The sequence below is a fragment of the Falsibacillus pallidus genome, from assembly GCF_003350505.1.
Lineage (GTDB): Bacteria > Bacillota > Bacilli > Bacillales > DSM-25281 > Falsibacillus > Falsibacillus pallidus.
The window spans coordinates 1-25,536 of the sequence record NZ_QQAY01000005.1 but is presented as its reverse complement, the minus strand read 5'-3'; the positions used below and the strand labels follow the sequence as shown (position 1 = coordinate 25,536).

General features: G+C 42.3%; 32 protein-coding genes. 21 read left to right on the top strand and 11 right to left on the bottom strand.

Going from position 1 to position 25,536, the window contains the following annotated elements:
• Window positions 1–31: 31 nt before the first annotated feature.
• Complete coding sequence (locus DFR59_RS10485; protein WP_114745593.1) at window positions 32–2,083, bottom strand: S9 family peptidase; 2,052 nt, start codon at window positions 2,081–2,083, stop codon at window positions 32–34.
• Between the two features lie 286 nt (window positions 2,084–2,369).
• Between DFR59_RS10485 and DFR59_RS10480 the strand changes: the two genes are divergently transcribed.
• The 5 genes from DFR59_RS10480 (at window position 2,370) to DFR59_RS20515 (ending at window position 5,343) form a co-directional block, all read left to right on the top strand.
• On the top strand, window positions 2,370–2,636 hold the full coding sequence (locus DFR59_RS10480; protein WP_114745592.1) for an MATH domain-containing protein: 267 nt from the start codon (window positions 2,370–2,372) through the stop codon (window positions 2,634–2,636).
• A 150-nt stretch (window positions 2,637–2,786) separates the two neighbouring features.
• Window positions 2,787–2,990, top strand: coding sequence for a helix-turn-helix transcriptional regulator (locus tag DFR59_RS10475; protein WP_114745591.1), 204 nt, complete (start codon window positions 2,787–2,789; stop codon window positions 2,988–2,990).
• 1 nt (window position 2,991) lies between these two features.
• On the top strand, window positions 2,992–3,390 hold the full coding sequence (locus DFR59_RS10470; RefSeq protein WP_114745590.1) for a hypothetical protein: 399 nt from the start codon (window positions 2,992–2,994) through the stop codon (window positions 3,388–3,390).
• Between the two features lie 34 nt (window positions 3,391–3,424).
• A complete protein-coding gene (locus DFR59_RS10465) occupies window positions 3,425–4,063 on the top strand; it encodes a pyridoxamine 5'-phosphate oxidase family protein (protein WP_211318550.1) in 639 nt (212 codons plus the stop codon).
• 113 nt (window positions 4,064–4,176) lie between these two features.
• Window positions 4,177–5,343, top strand: coding sequence for an SEC-C metal-binding domain-containing protein (locus DFR59_RS20515; protein ID WP_211318549.1), 1,167 nt, complete (start codon window positions 4,177–4,179; stop codon window positions 5,341–5,343).
• 98 nt (window positions 5,344–5,441) lie between these two features.
• Here the strand turns inward: DFR59_RS20515 and DFR59_RS10455 are convergent, their stop codons facing one another.
• On the bottom strand, window positions 5,442–5,813 hold the full coding sequence (locus tag DFR59_RS10455) for a hypothetical protein (protein WP_114745588.1): 372 nt from the start codon (window positions 5,811–5,813) through the stop codon (window positions 5,442–5,444).
• Between the two features lie 103 nt (window positions 5,814–5,916).
• Between DFR59_RS10455 and DFR59_RS20330 the strand changes: the two genes are divergently transcribed.
• A complete protein-coding gene (locus DFR59_RS20330) occupies window positions 5,917–6,339 on the top strand; it encodes an SEC-C metal-binding domain-containing protein (RefSeq protein WP_211318548.1) in 423 nt (140 codons plus the stop codon).
• Between the two features lie 181 nt (window positions 6,340–6,520).
• Here DFR59_RS20330 and DFR59_RS10440 read toward each other — a convergent pair whose 3' ends face one another.
• Window positions 6,521–7,342 carry an MBL fold metallo-hydrolase gene (locus DFR59_RS10440; protein WP_114745587.1) on the bottom strand — a complete coding sequence of 274 codons (822 nt, stop codon included), beginning with the start codon at window positions 7,340–7,342 and terminating at the stop codon, window positions 6,521–6,523.
• Window positions 7,343–7,530: 188 nt separating this feature from the next.
• On the opposite strand from DFR59_RS10440, the gene DFR59_RS10435 reads away from it, so the two are divergent.
• Together DFR59_RS10435 and DFR59_RS10430 are read left to right on the top strand one after the other, a co-directional pair.
• The gene (locus DFR59_RS10435) at window positions 7,531–8,115 is read left to right on the top strand and encodes a histidine phosphatase family protein (protein ID WP_114745586.1); all 585 of its coding nucleotides are present in this window, start codon (window positions 7,531–7,533) and stop codon (window positions 8,113–8,115) included.
• 86 nt (window positions 8,116–8,201) lie between these two features.
• On the top strand, window positions 8,202–9,008 hold the full coding sequence (locus tag DFR59_RS10430; protein ID WP_114745585.1) for a membrane lipoprotein lipid attachment site-containing protein: 807 nt from the start codon (window positions 8,202–8,204) through the stop codon (window positions 9,006–9,008).
• A gap of 89 nt (window positions 9,009–9,097) precedes the next feature.
• Here the strand turns inward: DFR59_RS10430 and DFR59_RS10425 are convergent, their stop codons facing one another.
• Complete coding sequence (locus DFR59_RS10425) at window positions 9,098–9,307, bottom strand: hypothetical protein (RefSeq protein WP_114745584.1); 210 nt, start codon at window positions 9,305–9,307, stop codon at window positions 9,098–9,100.
• A 98-nt stretch (window positions 9,308–9,405) separates the two neighbouring features.
• Between DFR59_RS10425 and DFR59_RS10420 the strand changes: the two genes are divergently transcribed.
• The 4 genes from DFR59_RS10420 to DFR59_RS10405 all read left to right on the top strand — a co-directional run bounded on the left by DFR59_RS10420 (window position 9,406) and on the right by DFR59_RS10405 (window position 12,981).
• A complete protein-coding gene (locus DFR59_RS10420) occupies window positions 9,406–10,023 on the top strand; it encodes an NUDIX hydrolase (protein WP_114745583.1) in 618 nt (205 codons plus the stop codon).
• A 213-nt stretch (window positions 10,024–10,236) separates the two neighbouring features.
• The gene (locus DFR59_RS10415; RefSeq protein ID WP_114745582.1) at window positions 10,237–10,542 is read left to right on the top strand and encodes a putative quinol monooxygenase; all 306 of its coding nucleotides are present in this window, start codon (window positions 10,237–10,239) and stop codon (window positions 10,540–10,542) included.
• A 236-nt stretch (window positions 10,543–10,778) separates the two neighbouring features.
• On the top strand, window positions 10,779–11,462 hold the full coding sequence (locus tag DFR59_RS10410) for a BMQ_0737 family morphogenetic spore coat protein (protein ID WP_114745581.1): 684 nt from the start codon (window positions 10,779–10,781) through the stop codon (window positions 11,460–11,462).
• 226 nt (window positions 11,463–11,688) lie between these two features.
• Complete coding sequence (locus DFR59_RS10405; RefSeq protein WP_114745580.1) at window positions 11,689–12,981, top strand: globin-coupled sensor protein; 1,293 nt, start codon at window positions 11,689–11,691, stop codon at window positions 12,979–12,981.
• A 139-nt stretch (window positions 12,982–13,120) separates the two neighbouring features.
• Here the strand turns inward: DFR59_RS10405 and DFR59_RS10400 are convergent, their stop codons facing one another.
• The 7 genes from DFR59_RS10400 to DFR59_RS10370 form a co-directional block, all read right to left on the bottom strand.
• Window positions 13,121–13,534, bottom strand: coding sequence for a hypothetical protein (locus DFR59_RS10400; protein WP_114745579.1), 414 nt, complete (start codon window positions 13,532–13,534; stop codon window positions 13,121–13,123).
• A 27-nt stretch (window positions 13,535–13,561) separates the two neighbouring features.
• Window positions 13,562–13,981, bottom strand: coding sequence for a hypothetical protein (locus DFR59_RS10395; protein WP_114745578.1), 420 nt, complete (start codon window positions 13,979–13,981; stop codon window positions 13,562–13,564).
• Window positions 13,981–14,232, bottom strand: a complete 252-nt coding sequence (locus DFR59_RS10390) for a hypothetical protein (RefSeq protein WP_114745577.1) — start codon at window positions 14,230–14,232, stop codon at window positions 13,981–13,983. The genes DFR59_RS10395 and DFR59_RS10390 overlap by 1 nt, the downstream gene beginning before the upstream one ends.
• A 277-nt stretch (window positions 14,233–14,509) precedes the next feature.
• Complete coding sequence (locus tag DFR59_RS10385) at window positions 14,510–15,901, bottom strand: sensor histidine kinase (RefSeq protein ID WP_114745576.1); 1,392 nt, start codon at window positions 15,899–15,901, stop codon at window positions 14,510–14,512.
• Window positions 15,898–16,578, bottom strand: a complete 681-nt coding sequence (locus DFR59_RS10380; protein ID WP_114745575.1) for a response regulator transcription factor — start codon at window positions 16,576–16,578, stop codon at window positions 15,898–15,900. Before DFR59_RS10380 ends, DFR59_RS10385 begins: the two co-directional genes overlap by 4 nt.
• Window positions 16,579–16,668: 90 nt before the next feature.
• Entirely contained in the window at window positions 16,669–17,349 is a 681-nt protein-coding gene (locus tag DFR59_RS10375; protein WP_114745574.1) for an ABC transporter ATP-binding protein, read from the bottom strand.
• Between the two features lies 1 nt (window position 17,350).
• Window positions 17,351–18,385 (bottom strand): ABC transporter permease, encoded by a 1,035-nt coding sequence (locus tag DFR59_RS10370; protein WP_114745573.1) that lies wholly within the window; start codon window positions 18,383–18,385, stop codon window positions 17,351–17,353.
• 182 nt (window positions 18,386–18,567) lie between these two features.
• Between DFR59_RS10370 and DFR59_RS10365 the strand changes: the two genes are divergently transcribed.
• The 9 genes from DFR59_RS10365 (at window position 18,568) to DFR59_RS10315 (ending at window position 25,409) form a co-directional block, all read left to right on the top strand.
• Complete coding sequence (locus DFR59_RS10365; RefSeq protein WP_245948451.1) at window positions 18,568–19,368, top strand: putative protein N(5)-glutamine methyltransferase; 801 nt, start codon at window positions 18,568–18,570, stop codon at window positions 19,366–19,368.
• A 12-nt stretch (window positions 19,369–19,380) separates the two neighbouring features.
• Window positions 19,381–19,944: a DUF4256 domain-containing protein gene (locus DFR59_RS10360; protein ID WP_114745572.1), complete on the top strand. Its 564-nt coding sequence runs from the start codon at window positions 19,381–19,383 to the stop codon at window positions 19,942–19,944.
• A gap of 33 nt (window positions 19,945–19,977) precedes the next feature.
• Window positions 19,978–20,328: a VOC family protein gene (locus DFR59_RS10355; protein WP_114745571.1), complete on the top strand. Its 351-nt coding sequence runs from the start codon at window positions 19,978–19,980 to the stop codon at window positions 20,326–20,328.
• Between the two features lie 486 nt (window positions 20,329–20,814).
• A complete protein-coding gene (locus tag DFR59_RS10345) occupies window positions 20,815–21,438 on the top strand; it encodes a zinc dependent phospholipase C family protein (protein ID WP_114745569.1) in 624 nt (207 codons plus the stop codon).
• A gap of 104 nt (window positions 21,439–21,542) precedes the next feature.
• Window positions 21,543–21,851, top strand: coding sequence for a hypothetical protein (locus DFR59_RS10340; protein WP_114745568.1), 309 nt, complete (start codon window positions 21,543–21,545; stop codon window positions 21,849–21,851).
• A gap of 25 nt (window positions 21,852–21,876) precedes the next feature.
• Window positions 21,877–22,329, top strand: a complete 453-nt coding sequence (locus DFR59_RS10335) for a GNAT family N-acetyltransferase (RefSeq protein ID WP_114745567.1) — start codon at window positions 21,877–21,879, stop codon at window positions 22,327–22,329.
• A gap of 416 nt (window positions 22,330–22,745) precedes the next feature.
• Complete coding sequence (locus DFR59_RS10325) at window positions 22,746–23,279, top strand: hypothetical protein (RefSeq protein ID WP_114745565.1); 534 nt, start codon at window positions 22,746–22,748, stop codon at window positions 23,277–23,279.
• 207 nt (window positions 23,280–23,486) lie between these two features.
• Window positions 23,487–24,974, top strand: a complete 1,488-nt coding sequence (locus DFR59_RS10320) for an MFS transporter (RefSeq protein ID WP_245948450.1) — start codon at window positions 23,487–23,489, stop codon at window positions 24,972–24,974.
• Between the two features lie 63 nt (window positions 24,975–25,037).
• Complete coding sequence (locus DFR59_RS10315; RefSeq protein ID WP_114745564.1) at window positions 25,038–25,409, top strand: thiol-disulfide oxidoreductase DCC family protein; 372 nt, start codon at window positions 25,038–25,040, stop codon at window positions 25,407–25,409.
• Window positions 25,410–25,536 lie beyond the last annotated feature (127 nt).

Here is a 25,536-nt window from a genome sequence, read left to right as displayed (position 1 = left end):
ATCCGCTGGAGTTAGGCACCTTTTTCATTTTTTATTCTGCACTGACGCCAAGTTTATCAAGGATAAAGGCGTAGCAGGCGGCTGATTCTTTTAGCTGGCTGAATCGACCAGATGCTCCGAAGTGACCGGCACCCATGTTAGTTTTGAGCACAAGGGTGTTGTCATCGGTTTTAAGCTCTCTTAGGCGCGCCGTCCATTTCGCCGGCTCCCAATAAGCGACCCGCGGATCGTTCAAGCCGGTTGTGATGTACAGATGCGGATAGTCTTTCGCTTCCACATTGTCGTACGGGCTGTATGATTTCATGTAAAAATAGTCGTCTTCTTTTTGCGGATTGCCCCATTCATCCCACTCAAGGGTTGTCAAAGGAATCGTGGCATCAAGCATCGTTGTGACGACATCGACGAACGGCACTTCCGGAACGATGACCTGGAATAGATCGCCGGCCATATTAGCCACAGCGCCAACGAGCAGACCGCCCGCACTGCCTCCGCGTGCAGCCATTTTATCTGAGGTTGTATAGCCTTCTTTAATAAGTGCTTTCGCAGCAGCGATGAAATCGGTAAATGTGTTTCGCTTGTTTTGCATTTTCCCATCTTCATACCAGCTTCGCCCCATCTCGGAACCGCCGCGAACCTGTGCAGTGGCAAACACAATTCCTTTTTCGAGCAGCGGCAGGCGGTATGGGCTGAAGCGAGGATTGCTGTTTGCTCCGTAAGATCCATAAGCATGCAGAATCAATGGTGCAGGACCTGACTCCAGAGCCACTTCATGGTAGACGATTGTCACTGGAACTTTGACTCCATCTTCGGCTTCTGCCCATAGCTGTTCTTGGCGGAAGCGGGAAGGATCGTATTTACCGCTGACTGGAGCCACTTGCAAGCACTGCTTTTCCCCGGTCAGCAAATTCAGTCCGTACGTCGTTTTTGGCGTAAGCAAGGACTCATACTGGATTAAAACTTCAGAAGTCTCAAAGCTTTGGCCGGATACAATAGAGACCGTATAGATCGGCTCATCCCATTCGATCGGCTCCAACTCATCGCCGTTAAGCATCCAGATTTGCGTCACTCCGTTTTCGCGGCCAAAAATCAGCAGCTTGTCCTTGAAAGGATACATGTATTGGAGATAGCGCTCTTCCTTATAGGCAACTACATTTTCCCTTGAAGAAAGGTCATCGAGTGGACAGCGGAGGAGCTGGAAATTGAGTGCTCCTTCATTTGTCAGGATGAGCAGGTCATCTCCCCAATGCTCGACATCATATTCGATTCCTTCACGGCGTTCATCCAGAAGCTGCAATGGAGACAGCGGAGAATCCGCGTCCAGCAGATGAATTTCACTCGTCGTTTTGGATCTTGAGGTGAGAAGAATGAATTTCCCGCTTTGCGATTTGGCGATGCCGATTGAATAGGTTGTGTCTTTTTCTTCAAAAATCAATTCATCCTGATCTGCGCTGCTTCCTAACCGATGTCGCCACAATTGGTATGGGCGCTGACTTTCATCCACGGTGGTGTAGAATATGTAGGTTCCGCACCGGCTCCATTCCATGCTTTCGTATAAAAAGACATCGGGAATGCGGTCAGGCAGAAGCTCGCCTGTCTCCAAATCCTTGATATGGACGGTGTATCGGTCAGTGCCGTCCCGATTTTCCAAATAAGCGAGGCGGGTTTGATCCGTAGTGATGCGCTGCACTGTTACACTTAAGTACTCATCATCTGTGGCAAGCTTATTCAGATCAAGAACCACTTCTTCTTTTGCCTCTGAAAGAAGCTCGCGGCTTTCCGCCTTTTTACGTGCATAGACTGGATATTGTTTTGTTTTGTCCAAAACAGAATAGTAGAAATAAGATCCGTGCTGCACCGGCACGTTCATTTCAGAATCTGGAACACGGTCCACCATCTTTTGATAGATCCGTTCAGTTTGATCTTCAAGTTTGTGCATCACTTCATCGTAATAACGATTTTCTTCTTCTAAATAAGCGATGACCTCAGGATTCTCGCGGTCCCTCAGCCAATAATAATCATCTTCTCGTACATCCCCATGAAGCTCATGAGGATATGGAATGCGCTTTGCAATAGGTGTCTTCATAAAATCCTCCTTCCGATATATGTAGTAATTTCGCGAAAAAGAGTGAAAAATCCTTTTTTTGTGGGACGGGGGGACAGGTTTGTTGTCCCGGATTGGGTGCTCAGCATTATTGGGTAGCGGTCTAATCCAGTGGAGGGTAGGAGAATATTTGTGTATTGGATGTCCTGTGAAACATTGCGGTGAAACAAGAAAATTCGGGTGGTGACAGGCACTTTTTAACAGATTTCCTTGGTTTTTAGGTTTGTGATAAAATGTAAATAAGTAAACCTCAATCGGTGGTGATAAAATGAATAAAGTTTTATCTTCAGAGGAACTCATGAAGTATATTCATGAGATGAATCGCGAAAATTCAGTCATGCAATTTTCTATTCCGGGTAAGGGGCAGTTTACACTTGTTCTTCAAGAGGAAGAAAACCAATCAATAGAAGAGGATGTAATAAAGAATCCACAGCTTGAAATGATGTTTAAAGAAAGTGAAGAGCAATACAAAAAAGGTCTTGGTATGACTACTTCGGAGTTATTAAAATCACTTACGGAGAAGGATTTTATATAAGGTCATATGGGCTCAACTGCAATATAAAAGTGGAGAGTTTGATTAATTAATCAAAACTAACAACGTAAAGATATCTTTACATCGTTGGTTTTTTATTTTATTCTATGTGTAAAGATATCTTTACATGCTTGTTAAAGGGGAAGTATTCATTTGAATGTAACGAACCGAATTAAAGAGATCCGTTTGGAAAAGGGAATCAGCCAGGTGAAGATGGCCGAGGATCTGCAGATCACGAGGCAGACCATTAATGCCATTGAAAATCATAAATACAATCCCAGCTTAGAATTAGCATTAAAGTTGATTAAGTACTTTGGCGTCGGAATTGACGATTTATTCAAGCTAGAGGAGGAGTAAGATGAAAAAGTGGGGGTCTATTATTATTGCAGCTGTAATTGTTGGCGGGGTGTGCATAGGGGTGTTTTTTGGAAAACTATTTGTCCCTGACTTGCCTGTTGGAACGATTGCGGCTGGATTTGGAGGATCTGTTGCAGGGATCGGAATAGTGATGGGAGTTGAGAAGCTACGTCAAAGGCGGAAGACCAACAACGTTCCTGAAGTTGATGAAAGAACGTGGATGAATATCAAAAATTTTTATGCCATCTCACTGTACTTTGTACTGATAGGAAGCATGCTTCTTGTCTGCATTCTGTTTGCCAGTGGTGTGAGAACGATTGAAATAGGAGCATTAAGCATCTATTTACTATTGTTATTTATGCTGCTTGGGGTAGGGACGCTTGTTGTAAAAAGGCGTTGATTTAGTTTTTTATCTGTAAGGGAGAGTGTGCGTGTTGACAAAGGGGAATGGATTTGGGAATTTAGTAGAGTCAGAAGCAGAACTGCGTGCGATAGTGGGCCACCCTAGTGAATTAGTGCAAAAGAAAGTGATTACTTATTTGGACCACAATTGCACGGAGTTTATTGCACAATCGCCATTTTTAGTGCTGTCTACATCGGACGACAGCGGCTATTGTGATGCTTCTCCAAGAGGGGACAAACCAGGGTTTGTGCATGTACTAAATGAAAAACAGATGATTATTCCAGAAAGACCAGGGAATAAAAGAATAGATTCATTGAGAAACATATTGGTCAATCCAAAGGTTGGGCTACTCTTCTTTATTCCGGGACTAGGGGAAACGCTTCGGGTAAATGGGACGGCTTCCATCGTTAAGGATGAAGAACTTCTAAGGGAGATGGCTGTAGGGGATAAGGTGCCGCAATTAGGAATTGGGATAGAGGTAGAAGAGTGCTTCATTCATTGTGCCAAGGCTTTTAAACGGTCAGGATTATGGGAACCGGACACTTGGTTGGATAAGAACGGATTACCTTCCGCGGCCAAGATGCTATTTGAACATGCCAAGCTTTCTAACAGCAGCGAAGAAGAAATACATAAACGACTTGAAGAAGGATATGCCAATAAGCTTTACTAGGATAGGGATAGAGGGACAGGTTTAGTGTCCCATTCAGGTCCGCACGGCTCTCATTATACGAGCAGATAAACATTGTGGATAGGGCCGCATGAAATAGATAGGAGGATTTAAAAATGGAATTTTTACAAAAATTAGAGCCACATATAACAAGTGAAGATATTCAATTGCAGAAATTCGCTTTGCACATTTTGAGTGACATTCCTACTTTGGTGCCTGAGGAATGGACTGTCCGCATCATTAAAGATTCATTAAGTAATAAGGAAAAAGAAACGAACTTTGCAACATTAGATAATTTTCCAATGAATGAAGAGGCAGCCGGCTTGCTTATTAAAGGAATAAAAAAATCAAATCCGTTGTATATGCATCTTTATTTACGGTTATTAAAGAAATTGGACTTCAAAATGGTGCAGAAATATAAAAAAGAATTGCAGCGACACTTTTCAAAGACAGAAATGAAGTTTTATAAAATTTTAGAAAGCAGCACTGAAATAGAAATTTTGGGGAGATATGCAGAAATTTTAAAAGAGATGGAAGAAGAACATTACTATAATTCTCAATTATATAGACAGGCTAAACATCTAGCTGGATTAATCGTAGAGAATGGGTGGATTACGGAAGAAAAGGTTGAATTAAAGCTAATGGAACAATTAAAGGAGCCATTCTTTGACTACGAAGGGATTTTAATAGTCTATATGATTGGTTTAATGAAATTAAAAAAGTTTATACCTTTAATGTCCCCGTTATTGGAGCGCGACGAAGATATATTGCTTGAGGAAGTGGCTGGTACGCTAAAATCGTTCCAAAGTGATGAAGTTGTAGAAAGTGTATATCCACTTTGCAAAAAAGAGGAGTCATCGATTTTTGCCCTTTCGGTACTAGGTGGGACAAAAACGCCGCTTGCTGTTGAGAAATTAAAGGAATTATTCCACGAAATAACGGATCCTGAAAGCAAGGACCTTGTATTTGAAGGCCTATGCCGACAATTAGCATTAGAAGGGCTTCCAGAAATCGAAGAATATTTAAAAGAACAGCGAAGATCATTTGTGATTGATGTAGAAGAAACTGCGTATGGGTATTATCGCATCATGAATTTAGAGCACCAGAATCTAGAAAGCTGGCAGGAATTGATTCAAGAGAAAGATGATCGCTCTAAGAAAGAAAGAGAAGGTATCTTCCAACCATCAACGATAAATCCAGTTGTAAAAGAAACAACAGTTGGCCGCAATGATCCATGCCCATGCGGAAGCGGTAAGAAATACAAAAAGTGCTGCGGTAAATAGGGACAGAGGGACAGGTTCATCGTCCCGCTTGACATGCGGAACGATGAACCTGTCCAACTAAACTGTCATATCCTCAATCATCATCCATTTGGTTAACTTTAAAACGGTAGGTCGTTATCTTCAATTTCATCCATTTCCTCGTCCATTTCATCCATTTCTTCATAAGTAACACCAAATGGAGCGCCGCCTTCTGTATACCCTGCTATGAATGCGAATGTTTCATCAAAATCATATAATTCCGCAAGTCTACGTTCTTCCTGTTCTTCCTTTTTTCTCTTTTTGCTTAATTTTCGTTGTCTTTTATCGTCCAATATTTTATCAACTTCAACCTTTTCTTGACTGCTAATTTTATAACCGATGCTTCTTAGATCTTTCATGGAGTTCTTAAGATTGAGCCCGAATTTTTTTGAATATGCTATTACTGTGTTTTCGCCGTCGAGTTCTTTGATCCAAGGCCGCGCTATCTCCATTCGCTCTTCCTTCGATAAACCCCAATATTGCTTTCGCTTGTTTTTTGATTTTTTCTTTTTGCTACCCAAAATCCTACCCTCACTTTTAGATTGGTGTATCGCTATGTTAAAATTTGATTATAATGTCCATATATTTTCTAATGAAATGGGGATTTACGTGGTTAATTATAGATTGAAATCCAAGATATTAGAAGTGGTAGATAATCAATTGAACATGAACGATCCAAAATGTACGAGGAGAACATTAAATCGACTAATGGATCTTGGTTTTGAAGAAGAAATTGCAAAACAAATGATTGCTACCGTTTTAACGGAAGAAATATACTTCATTATGAAAAAACAAGATCCATTCAACGAAAAACGCTATGAAAAAAAATTGGCTTTATTGCCTGATTATTTAGATGGGATTGAAGAAAGAGAGTACAATGATGATGCTATGCCAGTGAGTTTAGGACCTTCTGTGGGCAGAAATGATCCATGCCCATGTGGAAGCGGTAAGAAATACAAAAAGTGCTGCGGTAAATAGGGACAGGTTTAGTGTCCCAAATGGACCAGATTACTAGTTTGGAATCTAATAATAAGGCGCCAGCCCCCAGAACAGCAGAGGAGAAATTCTGCTGTTCTGGGGGCTGGAATTTTTTTTGAAATCTGGTAGTCCGTGAAACATCTCTGTGAAACAAGAAAAATCGGGGCGGGACAGGCACTTTTTAGGTATCAAACAACCGACCTTCCAAAGCCTTCACATATCGTTCCGCAGATTTTTGCACTCTTTCATTGGCGTTTTCTTTTACAATCCGATGGAAGGCATTGTATAGGCGCTCGAATTGGAACCCTGCTGCCGCTGCCGCCATTTCTTTAACCTTGGCTGCAGGAAGGGGGATCAAATTGGGATAGCTGTACATAAAGCTCACCCATTCACGGTCAGCAACAACTTGGATAATATCGCCTGAAAGCAATATGCCTTTGCCGTCGTATCCTGCTTTCCATTCGAGTACGGCACCACCTTTGAAGTGTCCGCCGAGGCGGTGGATGGTCAATCCATTATGCAGCTCGAGTGACTCGCCAGACCAATAAACGATGCGGCTGCTGTCTCTCGTCACCCATTCGCGGTCGTCTTCGTGAATATAAATCGGCGCATCAAACGTTTCCGCCCACTCCACTTGGGTGGAATAGTAATGAGGATGGGATAAGGCGATGGCATCCAACCCTCCCAATCTATTGATTTCATTAATGGTTTCTTCATCTAGAAAAGTGACACAGTCCCATAGAAGATTAAACCCTTCATTTTGCACGAGATAAGCAGTCTGGCCAATGGCAAATTCAGGCTCTGTTTTCACGCTGTATAAACCGGGTTCTTCCAGCTTGATCTCATTTTTAAATGATTCCTTTTTCATTTCCTCCAAAGTGGTCCAAGTCTGGCCAGTTGGACTGACATATTGTCTCTCTTCCTCACAAATCAAGCAATGGTCGGGCACCTCGGTTGACTCACCATATTGAACTCCACAAGTTCTGCATATGTATCGCTGCAAAAGAAAACCTCCTTTTAAAAATGGAAAATTATTATATTTATATTCTATAGAAAGTTCTTTATTTTGGAAAATTAGAAGAACCCCAGATTCGGATACAGAAAGTAGAAGACTATCAATATTTCCATAATCACCCAAATGGAGTGTTGGTTTAGGTATAATAAGGAAAAAAGAAAAAGGCGGGGAATGGATTGAATACTGAGATTTATTTTGTCAGGCATGCCCATTCCGTTTTTTCATTAGAGAATGAGGAAACGAGGGAGTTGTCCGAAAAGGGGTGGCAGGATGCACAGAGGATTACGGAGATCATGGCGAAAGAGGGAATCGATTACATCCTTTCCAGCTCATATGTGAGAGCGAGGCAGACGGTCGAGGGGCTGGCAAAATTAATGAATATAGAGATTGAGTTAGACAAACGCTTCAGGGAAAGGGATTTGGCAGCGAGGGATTTTCATTTTGAAGATCCGTCGGAGGCGATGAAAAAAGTGTTTGAAGATCCGCATTTCCGTTTTCCAGGCGGTGAATCCAACCATGAGGTGCAGGAGCGGGGGATCAGTGCTTTAAAGGACGTGGTCTCCAACTATCAGGGAAAGAAAGTCGCCATTGGCATCCATGGGAATATAATGACCTGTACTTTGAGTTATTTTGGTGAGAAATTCGACTTTGACTTTTGGGAGAAGACGACAAAGCCGGATATATATAAACTCACGATTGATCCCGACTTTCAGCTGGTCGGATTTGAAAGACTTTGGGAGCCGTGTGAAACATTGCTGTGAAACAAGAAAATTCGGGTGGTGACAGTCACCTGTAGTGTTACATCACAAGTAGCCACGGAAATAAGGACACAAAGGTGTGATTGTAAATGAAGAAAATGATATGCGCAGCTGTTTTTCTTGGGCTGATTTTGGCAGGGTGCCAGAAATCGAACGAGGAAGTCGCAGGGACTTCAGAGAAAAATGTAAAAACGGAAGAAACGTCCTCACAAAAGGAGAATTCGCAGTCTCAGGATAAAGCGGAAGCAAGTGATGATGTGGAGGGTGTTTGGCTCGCGAAGGGTCAAGAGGATGGAATTCCAAGCACATGGTATTTCCACGACGGGCAGCTTGTCGTGAATTACAATAATGATTTTTTTTATGAGGTCGCTGAGAATAAGGATGCCAAAGGATATACAGTTATGACGATAAAAAATCAGAATGGCAAGAAACATGCGTTGCTATTAAAGGGCGAGGGCAAGGAACTAGAAGGAGTTACCGCTGAAAATCAGGCTTACGAAAAATACTTAGCAGATGGAACAGTCCCGGATGGACAGCGAATTGAATTCTCTCTGCAAGAAAACAGTTGGGGAAGCGTGGATCAGGCCATTAATTTCTGGGAGAAGACCTATAAAAATACGGACAATGAGATTTCCAAAAATATGATCTGGGAGAATTACCGAAAAGATTTATGGGGTTTGGTTAAGGATAGGACCTCAGGAGATACGATAACGCTTCACTTTACCAATATCGGTGGAGCCGGCGGAAGCTATGCGCAATTAGTGAAGCATGGGGAGACCACTGAAATTACTGCATTTGATGGGAATGCCTCGTACCCTGATAATCCATTCGAACGGTATACGGTAAGGAATTCGGATTACCACGTTGTGAAAACAGAAGTATTGTGGAAGAAGTGAAGCGGGAATTCCGCTACTAGGAGGCGCTGTGAAACATCGCTGTGAAACAAGAAAATTCGGGTGGTGACAGGCACCTTTTGAATGAAAAATTAAGATAGTTTAGCAGAAATAATGGCAAAAATCCCAAATACGACTGCAATTCCAGGCCCAACTATGAACAACCCAATCAACAGTGATTTGAGCATGTCCCATAGGACGAAGGACGGTTTGTCTTCCTCGAGTTTTTCGTTCAACTCTTTTAGTGCATGAGATATTTTTTGCAGTTCATTTAGGATCTGTTTCTCCGTATTATTTTCCATCGTAGACACTCCAAACTTGTAAAATTAGTTATTTATATAGTAACACAATATTTTCCAATACGTTTTCTTCAAATCTTTCAAATGGGCGGTGAAGCTAAATGGAACCAAAATGGCTGGAATGGGCAAAGCAGCTGCAGTCTATTGCACAGGCGGGATTGACCTATTCTAAAGATATTTATGACATTGAACGATTCGAAATGATACGAAATATTAGCGTGGAAATGTTGGCAGAGCAAACAAAAATGGAGAAAACCGTCATCAAGGAATTGTTTGCGAATGAGACAGGATATGCCACACCAAAGGTAGATATCAGGGCAGTGGTGTTTAAGGATGAAAAAATCTTGTTGGTGAAAGAAAAGATGGATGGCGCCTGGTCGCTGCCGGGAGGATGGGGCGACATAGGGCTGACACCAAGTGAAGTGGTCGTCAAAGAGGTGAAGGAAGAAGCAGGGCTAGACGTGAAGCCAGTGAAATTACTGGGCGTGCTGGATAAAAAGTGCCACCCGCACCCACCATCTCCATATCACGTCTATAAGATGTTCATCCGATGCGAAATCTTAGGAGGACAGGCAAAAGAAGGTATGGAGACGAGTGCAGTGGCCTTCTTTGCTGAAGACAGCCTACCGCCGTTGTCTGTAGAAAGAAACACGGAATCGCAAATACGGATGTCGTTTAAGCATTTGCGAAATCCGGGAGAGTCCGTTTACTTGGATTGATAGAATTTATGGTCTCATAGAAATATCGGTAAATGAAGAATGCTAACTCTGTGAAACAATCATGTGAAACAAGAGAATTCGGATGGTGACAGGCACCCGGAGTGAGAACAGGAGAATATGTTCTAGGAAGAATTATAGACTCCTTTATCCTGACAGGAGATTGTTCATGGGTTGCCGAAATGATAAATAGGACACATTCTAACGGAGGATGGTATGAATAAATACAGTTTGTTTAATAAATTTTTAGTACAGGAAGGCAAACGGGACAAAATGGTGGATATAATGCTGCAGGCAGCAGAATCTATGAATGAACTAAAGGAGTGTGAAATCTATCTAGTTAATACTGATGAGAATGAACAAAATGCGGTGTATGTGTATGAAGTGTGGAGTGATGCAGCTGCTCATCAAGCCTCGTTGAATCAAGAAGCTGCCCAAACGTTAATCAGCGAAGCAAAACCGCTCATTAAGGGTGTTGAGAGGATCAGCACCATGCAGGCAATGGGTGGAAAGGGTATCTAGTTTATTTAAAAAGGGAATCTGGCCATCGGTGTGTTACGTTGCTAACACGCCGGGGGGACAGATTCTTTTTTGATGTGTGAAGCATCCCGTGAAACAAGAAAATTCGGGTGGTGACTGTCACCTGGAGTGTTACTCATTCTCCCCGCCTATTTCATTTAAATTCAGCGATTGACCAAGGCAATTAGCCTTATATTTCATATTGTATTTAGATGAAGTATTTGAAAGGTGGAGAGTTTATGCAGGCACAGCCATTACGCGGTGCTCAAGAGCTTTTGTGTATCAATGCAGAAAAGATTTATGATTGGGTGATGTTACAATCCAGTGAATCAATGACGGTAACGAGCGCGGCACCAGACGGAGATGCACTGATCAATCCTTGTTCTCCTGAAGTCACCAATTTAGAAATCAATTGTATTTTAACCGATTCGTCCGGTACACCCGTTTCCTTATCTTCTCCTAATGCCGTTTCCATTCAAGAAATCGGGACAAGGGAATCTCAGCAGTTTATCGTAGATGGGGCGGTCGTAACGCTTCAAAATGTTTCATGGATAAAATCATTTTATATTGTAGTGGAATTTACGGGGGTTCTAGGAGTCACACCGTTTGTTTATAGAAGAGAGCCAATTCTGTTTGAAATTCCGGAATCGGCCTTCTTATGTGCACCGGAAGGAACGGACCTGCTGGTGCGATTGACTGAGTTAAATTGCAGGACGCGTTTGAACTGTTTAGTGGAGGAAGCCTACACAGTGGATATTTTTATAACCGTTTGCCAATCTGTCCAGACCTTTGCCGATGTGACAATCGAGCTGGAAGCAGAGTTCTGTCAGCCTCGGGACATCATCAACGAACAGTGCCCATCACCTGCCATCCCACCGCAATGCCCGATTATTTTTCCTGCCAATGGGCTTGCTGCACGATAATTTTGGGGCTAGTTACAGGTATACCTAAAAAATTATTACCACCGTGTAAGGAGAGAATTTTCAATGATTCTCTTCTTTTTTTGTTTGAAATGGAGCAAGAGCTCTGTGAAACATTCCGTGAAACAAGAAAATTCGGGTGGTGCCTGTCACCAAAAATGGTATTTTATTGATACTGGAGGTGGTATAATGTTCCTGTTCAACCATGTAAATTACAGGAGGAAAGTTCATGTTTTTTAAAAAGGGAAATCAGGGGGCGGCTGCTCTTCATTTTGAGAGTGGACGCGGGGATATTAACGTTATCTCGGAAAGTGATGTCGAAACCCAATTAAAAATGATCGGTTTGACATCGAAAGATTTGCAAGTGATCAATTCGCTGCAGCCATTTGTTTTGAAAAAGATCGACTATATCGTGGATAGATTTTATAAAAATCTTGAAAATGAACCTTCTTTGTTCAAAATTATCAATGACAACAGTTCGATTGAACGGTTAAAAAAGACGTTAACTCAGCATATTGTTGAAATGTTTGACGGGATAGTAGATGAATCTTATCTGTTAAAGCGGATAAGAATTGCGCATGTCCATGTGAGAATCGGCTTGCAGACGAAATGGTATATGTGTGCGTTTCAGGATCTATTATTATCGCTAATCAATATTATCGAAGAGAACGTCACACAAAAAGATGACATTCTTCTGTCGATCAGGGCTGTATCGAAAATCCTGAACTTAGAACAGCAATTAGTTTTGGAAGCTTATGATGCAGAAGCTGAGAGATTAAAAGAGGTCATAAATGAGCAAAAAAGGACGGTCCGTGACAACGTTGCAAGTGCTTCACAAAACCTGGCGGCTATTTCCGAAGAGACCAATGCTTCATTCCAACAACTGATTTCCCAATCGAATGAAATTGTCTCTATTGCTAAAACTGGAACTGAATTATTGCTTCATGCTAAAGAGCGTGCTGAAAATGGAAAGGAACAGATCCATAAACAAACCCTAACCATGTCAAATATACATAGCTCGATCCATGATATTTCAAAAGAAGTTCGGCTTTTAGTTGAAATACTAAATCAAATGCAGGAAATCGTAGATATCGTAACGGGAATTTCTGATCAAACCAACTTGCTCTCTTTAAATGCCGCAATTGAAGCTGCACGGGCAGGCGAATTTGGCCGAGGATTTTCAGTGGTAGCGGGGGAAGTCCGCAAGCTGTCTGAAGAAACCAAGAGCTCCGTCAGCAGTGTCTCATCCCTGATACTGAATACAAATAATCAAGTCGAAAAATTGGCAAAATCCCTGGAGAAAATCAGTGTAGATGTAGAAAGCGGCAATACCAACATAAAAACAACGGAAAGCTATTTTGAACAGATCCTTAATGTCATGAATGAAACCATGCTTCAAAATAATAAGATTCAAAATGAACTTGTGACGGTTGTTAATGTGGTAAACGAGCTGGGGGATGCCTTCCAAGAAGTGGCCATCTCTGCAGACAGCCTCACCTCAATAACCAATGAAATGAACTAATAGCTATTTTTCTATTATTAATTTAGGGAACTGTCCTCGCTGCGATTAAAGGTGGCCGCGTCGGGTACAGACCCTTTTTAAGTTGTGTGAAACATTCTGTGAAACAAGAAAATTCGGGTGGTGCCTGTCACCTGTAGTGTCACTTCTTAGTATTTATATACCGATCCTGCACTTTTTTGATGGTTGTATCTAGGTCTTTTTGTTCGTTTGGATTATAGATATAGAACAGCAGGAGGTTGTTCATGGGGTATTTATGATGGTTGATGAGGTCCATGGATGCGGTTTTCTTTTCGAACTGTTTAAGAGCTCTTGAAACCTTCTTTTCATTAGAATAGGCAAAGAAATAATAGTAGCTTACTCCATCGGAATAGGCTCTGGGTCTAACCCCATTGAGTGATTGGGAGAAAATGCTTTCTTTGATGGGATCGGTTTTTGAAAGTGTGATTCCTTCTTCTTCAAAGAGTTTAAGCAGCGGGTCAATAGGAATATTTGAAGAATTAGAGCAGCCGGCCAATATGATTGATATGAGAAATAATGAGGCTATCTTTTTCATTCACTGTTCACCACCCTTTGGCATTTTTTATTCTAAGATGTCGAGAAGATGCATGGAGTCTTCTTTTGTCAGCGTTTTATAAGCAGTGGTCCCCGACTGGCCAATCTCCACAGTGTTTCCTTCCAAAATCCATACGCTGTATCCTGCAATTTTGGCGTAGTCATTTTCCTTTGACTTGAAATAAAACTTATAAAATGGCTTGGTTTTTAAATTCCGGTTTTCTTGAGTTTGATCCCATGGATGAGTAATCGATTCAATGAATTGATAGTCGGCTTTGCTGATGTTTTTCTTCTTTTCATGGTAGGAAAGCGCAGAGTCCTGTTTGCTAAGTACCATCTTTACATGGCCTTTGCTGCAGGCAGCGAGCAAGAGCAGACAAGAAGTGAATATTAGAATAATAGTGTTTTTTCTCACTTCGTCATTCATTTTTAACTTTTGATTTAACATTAAGGTCGATTCCAAAAGAATGTGGTCACAACAAATGGGATAAGGATTGCGATAAAAATGACAATCCCATTCCCGAATAGTGAGATCGTTTTATACATTCCACTTTTTGAAAACAGAGCAATTACAAATCCGGCAGCAGAACATAAAACAGCTATGATAAGGAATTTTTCCAAACCTAGCAACGTAACTAAATAGGATACAACGGCAATTAGAAATAGAATAAAGGAAATTGAACTCAGTTTACTGCGCATTTCGGATCCCCCTTTAAATTGATACTATGAAAAAAATTCAATTAGGTTTAAGCTTTATGTTATAACAATACCAAAAAAAGGTAAATGACTTCTTGATTTTTCTAGAATTAATTTAAGAGGCAATCCCCTAAAGATAAGAAAAAACTTAACTTTTAAAAAAGAGTCTGCTTCCCGGTACTAATGTACGTGCCAGGGAAACAGACCCTTTTTCAGTGCGTGAAACATCATGTGAAACAAGAAAAATCGGGGGGTAACAGGCACCTTTATGTCGGCCCCGTTATTTAGCAGGAAGCTCCACGATAAAAGCTGTTCCTTCCCCGTACTGGCTTTCCACGGAAACCCGGCCGTGGTGCAGGTGCAGGATGGTTTGAACAATGGATAACCCGAGGCCTGTGCCTTCGATGGTTCGGGTACGGGCGGCGTCTGCCCGATAGAAGCGGTCGAAGATTCTCTCTGTTTCTGCCTGGTTCAAGCCGATTCCAGTATCTTTAAAGGTGACCAGGATCGCGCCGCCGCCTTCCGTCTCTTTTTCATCAATAGAGATATCGATGCTGCCATCCTGCTTGTTGTATTTGATGGCATTGGTTAAAAGGTTGTCCCAAACGGTATGAAGCAGGGAAGGGTCCCCGATGATTTCAACATTCGGCAGCGAATAGCTGAGCATGATCCCTTTTTCGCTGACAAGATATTGGTAGTTCCGGACCAGCTCTTTGATTTGCTGACCGACATTGAAAGGCTTTTTCTCTAACATCTGATCATTGCGGTCTAATGATGCAAGCAGCAATAATTGTTTGGTCATCGTCGACAGCCTCTTGATTTCATCATTGATGATTGAAGTGTATTGGCGCCGATCCTCGACACTCAAGGATTCGTTCTCCAATAGGTTTGTATAGCCTTTAATATTGGAAAGTGGCGACTGGATATCGTGCGAAATATTAGATATGAATTCCTTCCGCATCTCATCCATTTGCTCAAGTTTCCTTGCCATCCCTAGAAAGCTACGGGAAAGCTCACCCAGTTCATCACGTCGGTTGACTGCAAGTTTCACATTAAAATCTCCCTCAGCCAGGGACTTCGTGGCGTGGGTCAAAGTGGAAATTGGCTTCACTAGATACTTCGTGCCGAACAGCACTAGCAAAATGCTCAACAATATCGTCAAACCAAGCAGCCAGGCAAATAATAGATGCATTTCATTGAATAGAAGTTTGATATCAGGCCGGATGAAAAGGGCATACTGCTTCCCGTTGTGCGTTAATGGGACACCAATTGTGTTCTTCAATTCATTGGCAAAAAATCCGGTGATAAACAGGGCCTGCGGAAAATGAAGAATACCGTGATAGACATGCCCGTCCAAAACCTGAGCCCGCGTCGAAGCAGGAAGGCTATTAACCCTGAATGGCGCCCCGTAGAACGTTTCGTCCCCAGCCTTATCAATCAGGAACATTTGATAGCCGATGGATGAGATGCTGTTCAAGTATTCCGGCAGGTCGACATCCGGATGATCATCTGTGTACGCAGCGATCGACTGGGCCATTTTCGTGATTTTTTCATCATTATACGGTTTTAATTTTTGCTGATAATAGGCGTTGGAAAGAAGGAAGGCGATAATGCTGCTCAACAGCATGATGCCGATCGTAATGGCGACAAATTTTACATAAAGAGTTTTCATGACCGTTTTGCCTCCAGTGAGTATCCGACCCCGCGTACGGTTTTGATTTGGAAATCGTCGGTCAAAGTGGAGAAGCGTTCCCGGATTCGTTTGATATGAACATCGACGGTCCGTTCGTCTCCTGAAAAATCGAATCCCCACACCTGTTCAATCAGGCGGTCCCGGGAAAACACCTGCAGGGGGTTTGACATGAGGAAGTACAAAAGTTCAAATTCCTTTAACGGCAAAAGAATTGTCCGGCTTCCCGTCTGCACTTCATAGCTTTTCTTGTCGATCGTTGTATGGCCAATGCGGACAACGGAGTCATCCGCTCTGGAATCATACCTCCGCAATAAAGCCTTGATCCGAAAGCTTAATTCTTTCGGTTCAAATGGCTTCACGAGATAGTCGTCTGTGCCAGCCGCGTATCCCTGTTCTTTATCCTCAATTTGGTTTTTCGCCGTCAACAGGATAACCGGGATATTGTACTGCTCCCGGATTTTTTTCGTTAATTCAAAGCCATCCAGATAAGGCATCATCACATCGACGACAGCCAATTGGCAGCTTTTTTCCTGAAGGAGGTCTAAGGCTTCTACTCCGTCCTTTGCCTGGAAAACTTGATAGCCATCCTTTGATAAATGGATCGTGAGAAGGTTCAAAATATGGATATCGTCATCTACGATTAGTATATTTGTCATCATGTTAACTCCCACTAAAATATGAAATTAATTCCACTGTATAGAAAAAAACAGCCCAGCGCAATACAGCCGGGCGGGATAAAAAATAAGTCAGTTCGGCAAAATGAGTCCGTCGCTCATCTTGATCACGCGATCTGCATAGACGAGCATTTCTTCATCATGTGTGACAAGAAGGGTAGTGATGCCCAGGGTTTTCGTTAATTCCCTGATTAAGGACATGATGTCATTGGACCTCTTTGAATCAAGGCTTGCCGTCGGTTCATCTGCGAAAAGAACTTTGGGCTGATGAATGAGTGCACGCGCAATCGCCACACGCTGCTTTTCCCCGCCGGACAAGGAAGAAGGATAGGCATTTTTTCGGTGATCCATGCCGACGAGATTCAGGATGCGCTCGACTTCTTTTCTCTGAGCGCGCTTTGGCAATTTTGACTCCGCCACATCCAGCATGAGCATCAGTTGTTCTTCCACTGTGAGGAAAGGGACGAGATGGGCAAATTGAAAGACGAATCCAAACTTGCTGGCGCGTATTTTTCGGATTTCCTCTTGATTCATGGCGTTCATTTTTTCTCCGTCAAAACTAATCTGTCCATCAGTTGCAGGCTGAAGTCCTGCCGCAATGGTGAGCAGCGTACTTTTCCCGGAACCGGATGCACCCACCAGGGCAGTCACTTCGCCTTCTTTAAGGGAAAGGTCGATTCCTTTTAAGATTTCCTCCGTGATTTCCCCATTTGTGAATGATTTCCTGACTCCATCAATCGTAAATATCGACATCCTACATCTCTCCTTGTTGAATGGCTTGCAGCGGCTGAACCTTCTTCATTTGGATCCCGGATAGGGTGGCTCCGATGAATCCGATCATCACGAAGATTCCAGACAATTGTGCTGTTGTTCCCATGGTCAAGTGAAACGGCATCCCTTCAGGTGCGATCATCTTAAAGAATTGGCTGAAGATAATGGACAAGACAAGGGAAGCGGCGGTAATCATGATCATCTGCGTCCACATCATGCGGAATAGTCTGCTTGTTTTCAATCCGATGGCTTTTAGAATTCCGTATAATCCAATCTTTTGAACGTTCATCATATAGAAGAAAATCGCGAAAAGCATGCCGCTGATCACCACTAAAAACCAGACGATCATATTCAAAGACATCTGTTCTGCTTGATAGCTTGGGATCGTTTTGAGAAAAGCCTGCTTTGAAAATCCCTGCAGACCAGGGAATGCATCAGCTGTATCGCCTCCAGGAAGGAAAATCAGCTGCATCTCATCGGTCCTGTACATTTTTTTGTAGTCATCAATATTGATAAAAGCAACAGGGGCATGGCTGAATTTCTTTTGATCAACGAAGCCTTGCACTTTGAATGCTCCGTTGAATTGGTTATTTGTCAGCGTATCTCCAACATCTATCCCTTTTTTCTCTATCGTGCGGTCCAAAAGAATTTCACCGGCTTTGATTTTCGGCAAATAGGTAGAATCGGTTGAAGCGACAAATGCGACGCTCTGCTGCTTGCCATCCTCATCATTCACGAAGCCCATTTGGATGGAAAGGGCAGACGCATCTTTGTGATTGTTCAGGGATTTTTCCTGCGTGTCATTATCGATTCGTGACAGGGTGAATGTTTTATCAGCATTTTTGTTCATATAAAATTGTCCGTCCGGCAAATCTTTTATCAACGCTGCATTGTCCTGGGACAAGCCGTTGGCCAGTCCGGATATGATAAAAGTCAGCAGGCTGACCAAAAAAATAATGGAACCTAAAATCAAAAATTTAGCTTTGTTCTTCTTCATTTCTTTCCAGGCAAGATTCATCATGATCTCCTCCAATCTCTTTCCTACACCCTAAGAATATGACGCGTATATGAATGGACCATGAACGGGATATTACATTTTTCCACAGTGAGAAGGATATGGGGGGATTATAGCGAAATAGGAAGCGAGGGGATGGTTCCTGTGCTTCAGCCATGTAAAGAAAGAAGCAGGAGAACGTCCGGATGCTTCCCGAAAGTGGTGAAGGAATGACCGAACAAGAGGTTGTCACAATATTGCGGGAAGCTGGCTGCGTCTTCGCGGAGGAAGAGGCAAGGCTGCTTTTGTCAGAAGATGTGTTGATGGAAGAGCTTATTTTAATGGTAAATCGCCGAGCTGAAGGCATCCCCCTTGAGTATGTCATCGGGGCAACTGTATTCTGCGGTATTCGGATTCAATTAGATAAAGGCGTGTTCGTGCCGCGCAGAAGGACAGAGTTTCTTGTCGAGCAGGCATGTGCGTTGGCACGTTCAGATGATATCGTGATGGATCTGTGCTGCGGGTCGGGAGCAGTAGGTGCTGCCATTGCGGCTGGAGCAGATCAGATCTCCCTATATGCGGCAGATATCGATCCAGCAGCAATCCAATGTGCTGAACAAAATCTCAAAGGATATAGAGCAAGTGTATTCCAAGGGGATTTGTACAAGCCGCTGCCACAATCATTGAAAGGAACCGTCAATATTCTTACTGCCAATACGCCATATGTGCCGACAGCTGAAATCGAACGGCTTCCGCAAGAGGCACGATTGTATGAACCGAAAACGGCGCTCGACGGGGGAGCGGATGGACTTGACTTGCAGCGGAAAATCGCAAAGGAAGCACCTTTGTGGCTCGCACATGGGGGACATCTTTTAATAGAAACGAGCGAGAGGCAGGCTGCACTCACATTCGAAATCTTTAAGAATGCGGGTCTGGCGCCGTGGATTGTCCGGAATGAGGAATGGGATGCGACGGTTGTGGTCGGGACCAGAGTTTCAATAGATTAGGAGGAATTGAAAATGAGCAAAAAAGAATTATCGCCTGAATATCGGGATGAACTGTTAAGTACGTTGAAAGAGCGATTTGAAGAGAATAGGAATCTCCATGAAGGATTGGAATGGAAAGAGGTACAGGCAAAGCTTGAAGCAGCGTCGACAGATAAACTGTGGTCGCTCCATCAAATGGAGGAGACAGGCGGAGAGCCGGATGTTGTCAGCTATGATCAAGAGTCTGGAGAATATCTTTTTTACGACTGTTCAGCGGAAAGTCCCACCGGCCGAAGAAGCCTGTGCTACGACCGCGAAGCGTTGGATGCGAGGAAAAAGAACAAGCCGGAAAACAGCGTGATGGATATGGCAGCCGCCATGGGCATCGAACTTCTGACCGAAGAACAATACCGGGAGCTGCAGGCACTTGGAGAATTCGACAAGAAAACCTCCAGCTGGGTGAAGACCCCTGATAATATTCGCAAGCTTGGCGGGGCTATTTTTTGCGACCGCCGCTACAATACAATCTTTGTCTACCATAATGGAGCAGATTCCTACTATGCGGCCAGGGGATTCCGCGGATCTCTTAGGGTGTAAAAGTAATTTTTATGAACAAAGGAGAGGGAAAAAATGAATCCAATATTAAATCAGATCGGGGCTTTATTTATACCGGTCAGTGATATTGAAAAAGCACGGGATTGGTACTGCGATGTATTAGGGGTGCCGGCAGGCGGGGAAATCTTGTTTGGACATCTATACATATTGCCGATGGAAGGCGTCAACATCGTATTGGACAGCAAGATCTATTCAGAGGAGAACACATTTAAAACACCGCCATTTCATCTGAATACAAACGATATCGAACAAGCCTATAAGTATATGAAGGAAAAAAACGTCGAGCTTACAACAGAAGTCGAGAATGGGCACTGGTTCAATTTTAAAGACCCGGACGGGAATCATTTGATGATTTGTAAATGCTAGTTTTTCAGGAGGCAGTTGGGGTGAGAAATAAACATAAAGCAGCATCTATATTATTCTTATCTTTATCTGTTCTCTTGATCTTCGTAATGATAGCAAACGCAATAATTGATTATCAACATTACTTGCATCATCCTGAATATTCAGCATCATTTTCAGTGTATTTCTTATTTAAAGGGATAGCGTATGTCATATCCTGTATGGGTTTATTGGTTTTATCCTTTATTTTCGCAAAAAAAGGACAATCTGCTCCGTTGGGTAGGAAGTAGTATTTGCCAATTCCTTTTGCATGAATTTTTGTTTCTTTAACTAATCATTATCCAGACCTCACATTTTGTGGAGGTCAATTAGCCTGCCCCCCGATACGTTAGTTCTTTTACGTGCGGGGTGCAGGTTTTTTATTTGGAATAGTGCTGTTGTTTCTTAGCACTCCATTGGAGGATATTCCCAAAAAATGTCGAAGTATGTTCTTAAAGGGGGAAGGGAATTATGGGTTCAAGAATTATGCATGCCATTATTGGCAACAGGATTGCAGAGATATTAGAGATAGAAGATAGAACATCTTTCATGGCGGGAAGTGTCGCAGCTGATGCTGTCTTCTCTGTTGATGAAAAAAACGCATCCCATTTCTTTGTAGGGGATGCTGAGGATTATACGAGAAGAGTAGATTTTGAAGGTTTTCTTGAAAAATACAGTTCCGAATTTAAACGGAAAAATCCTTATTTGCTGGGATACTATGCCCATCTGGCTGCGGATGATATTTGGCTGAAAGGCTTCTATCTTTCCTGGCTGAGAAACCGTATGAATGCTGATAAAGAAATGTACAAGATTTATCATAATGACTTTAGACTGTTGAACGGGAAGCTGATCGAACATTACGGAGTGGCAAATGAATTAAAGCAGGCATTCAGCCAACTTCCAGCGATTATCGATCTGGAAGAGGTGAAGGCAAAAGAGGTCCAAGAATTGATTCCATATGTATTAGGGGATATGGAATATGAAAAGTCTGTATTGGATGAGGAACTGAAGGTGTTTACCTTAGTTCAAATTGTAGGTTATCTGGAAACTTCAATTGGACTGGGTGTTTTGAAATTAAGGGAGATACTAAAATGACATACAAGTATCATGAAGTTAAGCTATTTGGAGCTGTCTAAAAAGAGCTTTTGAGATTATAATTCAAAGCCATTAAAATCAGCAGCAAGAAAGGATTAATATTCATGTTAGGATTATTGAGTTTAATGGCTTTTGCATGCCTTGTTTTTTTGTTTATAGGTTGGGCCAAACGATTAGAAAATAATAAAACAATACTATTTTTGTATTTTTTAGGAAGCTGCTTAATTTACCCTGTTTATTCAGTCACAAGAGTTCATGGACAATTTAGACTCTGGTTTCCAGTAGGGTTTTTGATTGTTTTAGTCTATTTGATTTTTAATAAAAATAAAAACAAAAGTAAGTTTGCAGCCTCTATATTAGGGCTGTCGTTTGCAGCTTTTACGATGCTGGTATTATACAATATAGGATTTTAAAATAAATACTTTAGGATGGTTTGTTATGGGGAACTATGTAGTAAAACAGATAAACGACCTCTCAAAGGTTGATTTGAGTTTGTTAATCAAAGAAAGCAAAGAAGACGGGTTTCGTTTTGTAGAAAGGCTGGTCAATGATTATCATGATGGTACGAATACGTTTAGCCAGCATGGTGAGGCTTTATTTGGCGTGTTTAATGAGCACGGAGAGATTGTTGTAATTGGTGGAGTGAATATTGATCCGTTTTCAGACCGCCCGAATACTGGCAGGCTGAGAAGGTTTTATGTTAGTAGGGAATATCGAAGGAACGGTTTAGGAAGTCTGTTGCTTAAAAGCATTATAGACGAGGCAAGTAAACATTTTTCCATATTGGTGCTGCATACGGATACTATAGATGCTGATCGCTTCTATACTTCTTACGGGTTTACAAAAGGAGACGCTTACCCGAACTCCACTCACTATATGGAGCTGCATTAAGGATAGATGTGACTCACAAAGGAGGGGGATTATTGTGCCGCAGAAAGTTAGAGACATTATGAAGTATCGGAAAATATCTTTGGTGTTCTTATTTCTTGCCATCTCCCTTAGTTTCATAAACAGTTTTGTAGGAAACAGATGGATGACCATCATCGGCATTTCGTTTTTCGCAATATTTCTCTTCATGACATTCACCTTATGGAAATGTCCGATATGTAAAACGCGATTGCCATTGAAATTTGATAAAGATAAGGACCTAAATGATATTTACCGCTGCCCTTATTGTGACACTAAGTTTATCGATGGGGAGATTATTGAATAAGAACTTTGGTCGAAGCAGGTGAAAAATTAGAGTCCTATAGAGGGAAAGGAAGTGTGAGAACCGTTTCTACGCTTCCGCAACAAGGAGGAATAACATGAGTTCAATCCTACTAATAGGATTTGTAGGGGTAATGCTGGTCCTTATTTTCAAAAGGCCCTTGACCAATCAAGTTGGGAAAGATAATAGATTTGTACATAAGCTCAGAAATGCAGAGTGGTTTCAAAACCATTGGCTGTCTGGGCTATTCTTATTTGGACTGAATGCCGTTTTGTTTTTTGCCGCCATTCTTCTGATTTACTTATTGATGAAGCTGATGATTCCGTTTTTACATCTTTTTGTTATGTTCATTGCTGTAGGGGCCAGTATTTATTTTTGGATTTTAATCCATAAGGCTTGGAGCGGCAGCAGGAAAAACCGTTTGAAAATGAGTGCTGTTGGAAGCAGTTTTTATTTAGTTTTGACCATCGTATTCGTTTTTTGGCTAAAGAATCTGAAGCCTGCTTATCCTGGAGATGATATGTTTATGGCGTCGATTGGTTTAGTCATTGCAATTATCGTGACGAGTGTCGCTTTTCTGACTTGTTTTGTGATTACGGGGTTTTCGAAGGGAAAAACCGTTAATGGATAAAGAGCAAGTTTCTAGTACGAGTGTCTTCAAAGGGTAAAGCGTCTCCAACGTAAATTGGAGATGCTTTTTTATATTACTTGAAAAGTAAAGGTGAGCTCTTGATATCGACAGTACCGGGGAAATTCATCAGCAACTATGTCTTTGTTTAATTTAAATATGAAGGGGAATGGAAATAAAAAGGATTCTAAAAAAGAAAGGAGAAAACAGTTGTCTGATAAACAGAGATTTTCCTTCAAGAAAAAATCCAAACACAAACTACATAAAGATGATATCACTGTCATTGATACGAAAGTTGCGAAAAAGGCAGTGGTGGCAACAGGGCTTGGTAATGCCATGGAATGGTTTGACTTTGGGATTTATTCGTATTTGGCCGTCACCATCGGAAAGGTGTTTTTCTCCGATTTAAATGATTCAGCGCAGCTAGTCTACACATTTGCAACATTTGCTGTAGCATTCCTTGTCCGTCCCATCGGTGGAATGTTTTTCGGCATGTTGGGGGATAAGCTGGGTCGTAAAAAAATCTTAGCAATCACGCTGGTAATCATGGCGTTGAGCACGCTAAGCATAGGGTTGATTCCGAGCTATAATTCAATCGGAATGGCAGCTCCCATCTTACTGCTGGTGGCGCGTCTGCTGCAGGGGTTTTCAACCGGCGGCGAATACTCTGGCGCCATGACGTTTATAGCAGAGTCAACGCCTGATAAAAAGCGGGGTCTAATGTCCAGTGGCCTGGAAGTGGGAACGCTGATTGGCTATATTGCCGGGTCTGGAATCGTAACGCTGCTGACATTTTTGCTAGGGCCGGAAAAAATGTTGGAATGGGGATGGAGGATTCCATTTTTGATTGCCGCTCCTATCGGTCTTATCGGACTTTACTTGCGCAGCAATTTAGACGAAACGCCGGCATTTGAAGCGATGGAAAAAGCAGCTGAGGAAGAGAAAAAGCATGTTTCGATGAAAAATATCTTAGTTTACCATTGGAGAACGCTCCTGATCGGAATGATATTGGTATTTTTCTATAATGTTGTCGACTACATGCTGCTGTCCTATATGCCGTCCCATTTAACAGCAGTGCTTGGATATGGCGAAACGAAGGGCTTGTTGTTAATCTTGGTGATCATGTTCATTATGATTCCAATTGTGCTTTTGATGGGGCATTTCAGTGATCGCATCGGGGCAAAAAAGATCATTTTAAGCGCCCTGATTGGATTGGTGCTCTTATCCATTCCGGCGTTCATGTTAATCGGGTCGGGAAGCAACTGGCTTGTATTCTTCGGCTTAATGATCTTGGCAGTATTTTTAGCAGCCTTTCAAGGTACAATGCCTTCGCTGCTGCCATCCTTATTCTTTACGGATGTTCGGTATGGGGGATTGGCCATCACGTATAATATTTCCGCGTCATTATTCGGTGGCACGACGCCATTGGTGCTTGCCTGGATGATTGATATAACAGCAAATCGAATGATTCCTGCCTACTATTTGATTGGTGCATCAGCCATTGGAATCATTGTCGTGGCATATTTCGTGAAAGAAACTGCAGGAAGGTCCCTGCGCGGATCCGCTCCGGCAGTTGAAGAAAAACACGAAATTGCGGAAGTTTTAGAAGAACCGGAAGAAGCATTATGGTGGAAGAAAGAAAAAGATTTACTTGATGAAAAAAGAGAAGAAACGATCATAAGTGATAATAAAGCGTAGATTGTTCGATTTAGTTTATCACTATGCCAAGGTGGAAAACATGAATTAGGAAGGTGATCGATCATGAAACACAAGGTATTCTTTGATGCAAGATGTCCGCTTTGTTCCAATGCGAAAAAGGTAATCAAGACACTTGATTGGGGCAAAAAAATTGAGTGGATTCCGGTTCAGTATATCGAACAGACACCTTATAAATTTTTAAAAGACGAAGGGCGGGATCTGTACGACCGCATTCACATGGTAACCGCAAAAGGGGAAGTATTGGCGGGATTCGAAACGGTAAGGAAAATCTTGACTCTCTTGCCTTTGACATTTCCAATCAGCTGGATATTCTACTTGCCATTCATGAAAAAATTGCTTAGCCCCGTATACATGTGGGTGTCGACGAACCGATATGATTGGTTTGGAAGGTATGATGTTCCACAGACTTCATGATTTTTACAGCCTGCAGACTATCTGCAGGCTGTTTTTGTGCGCTTGGCAGCGCATCGGACTAATGGGTGAAAGTCCCTGACACACCGCAGTGGCGGAAGTGTCTAGCTGACAGGTAGTGCATTGTCTG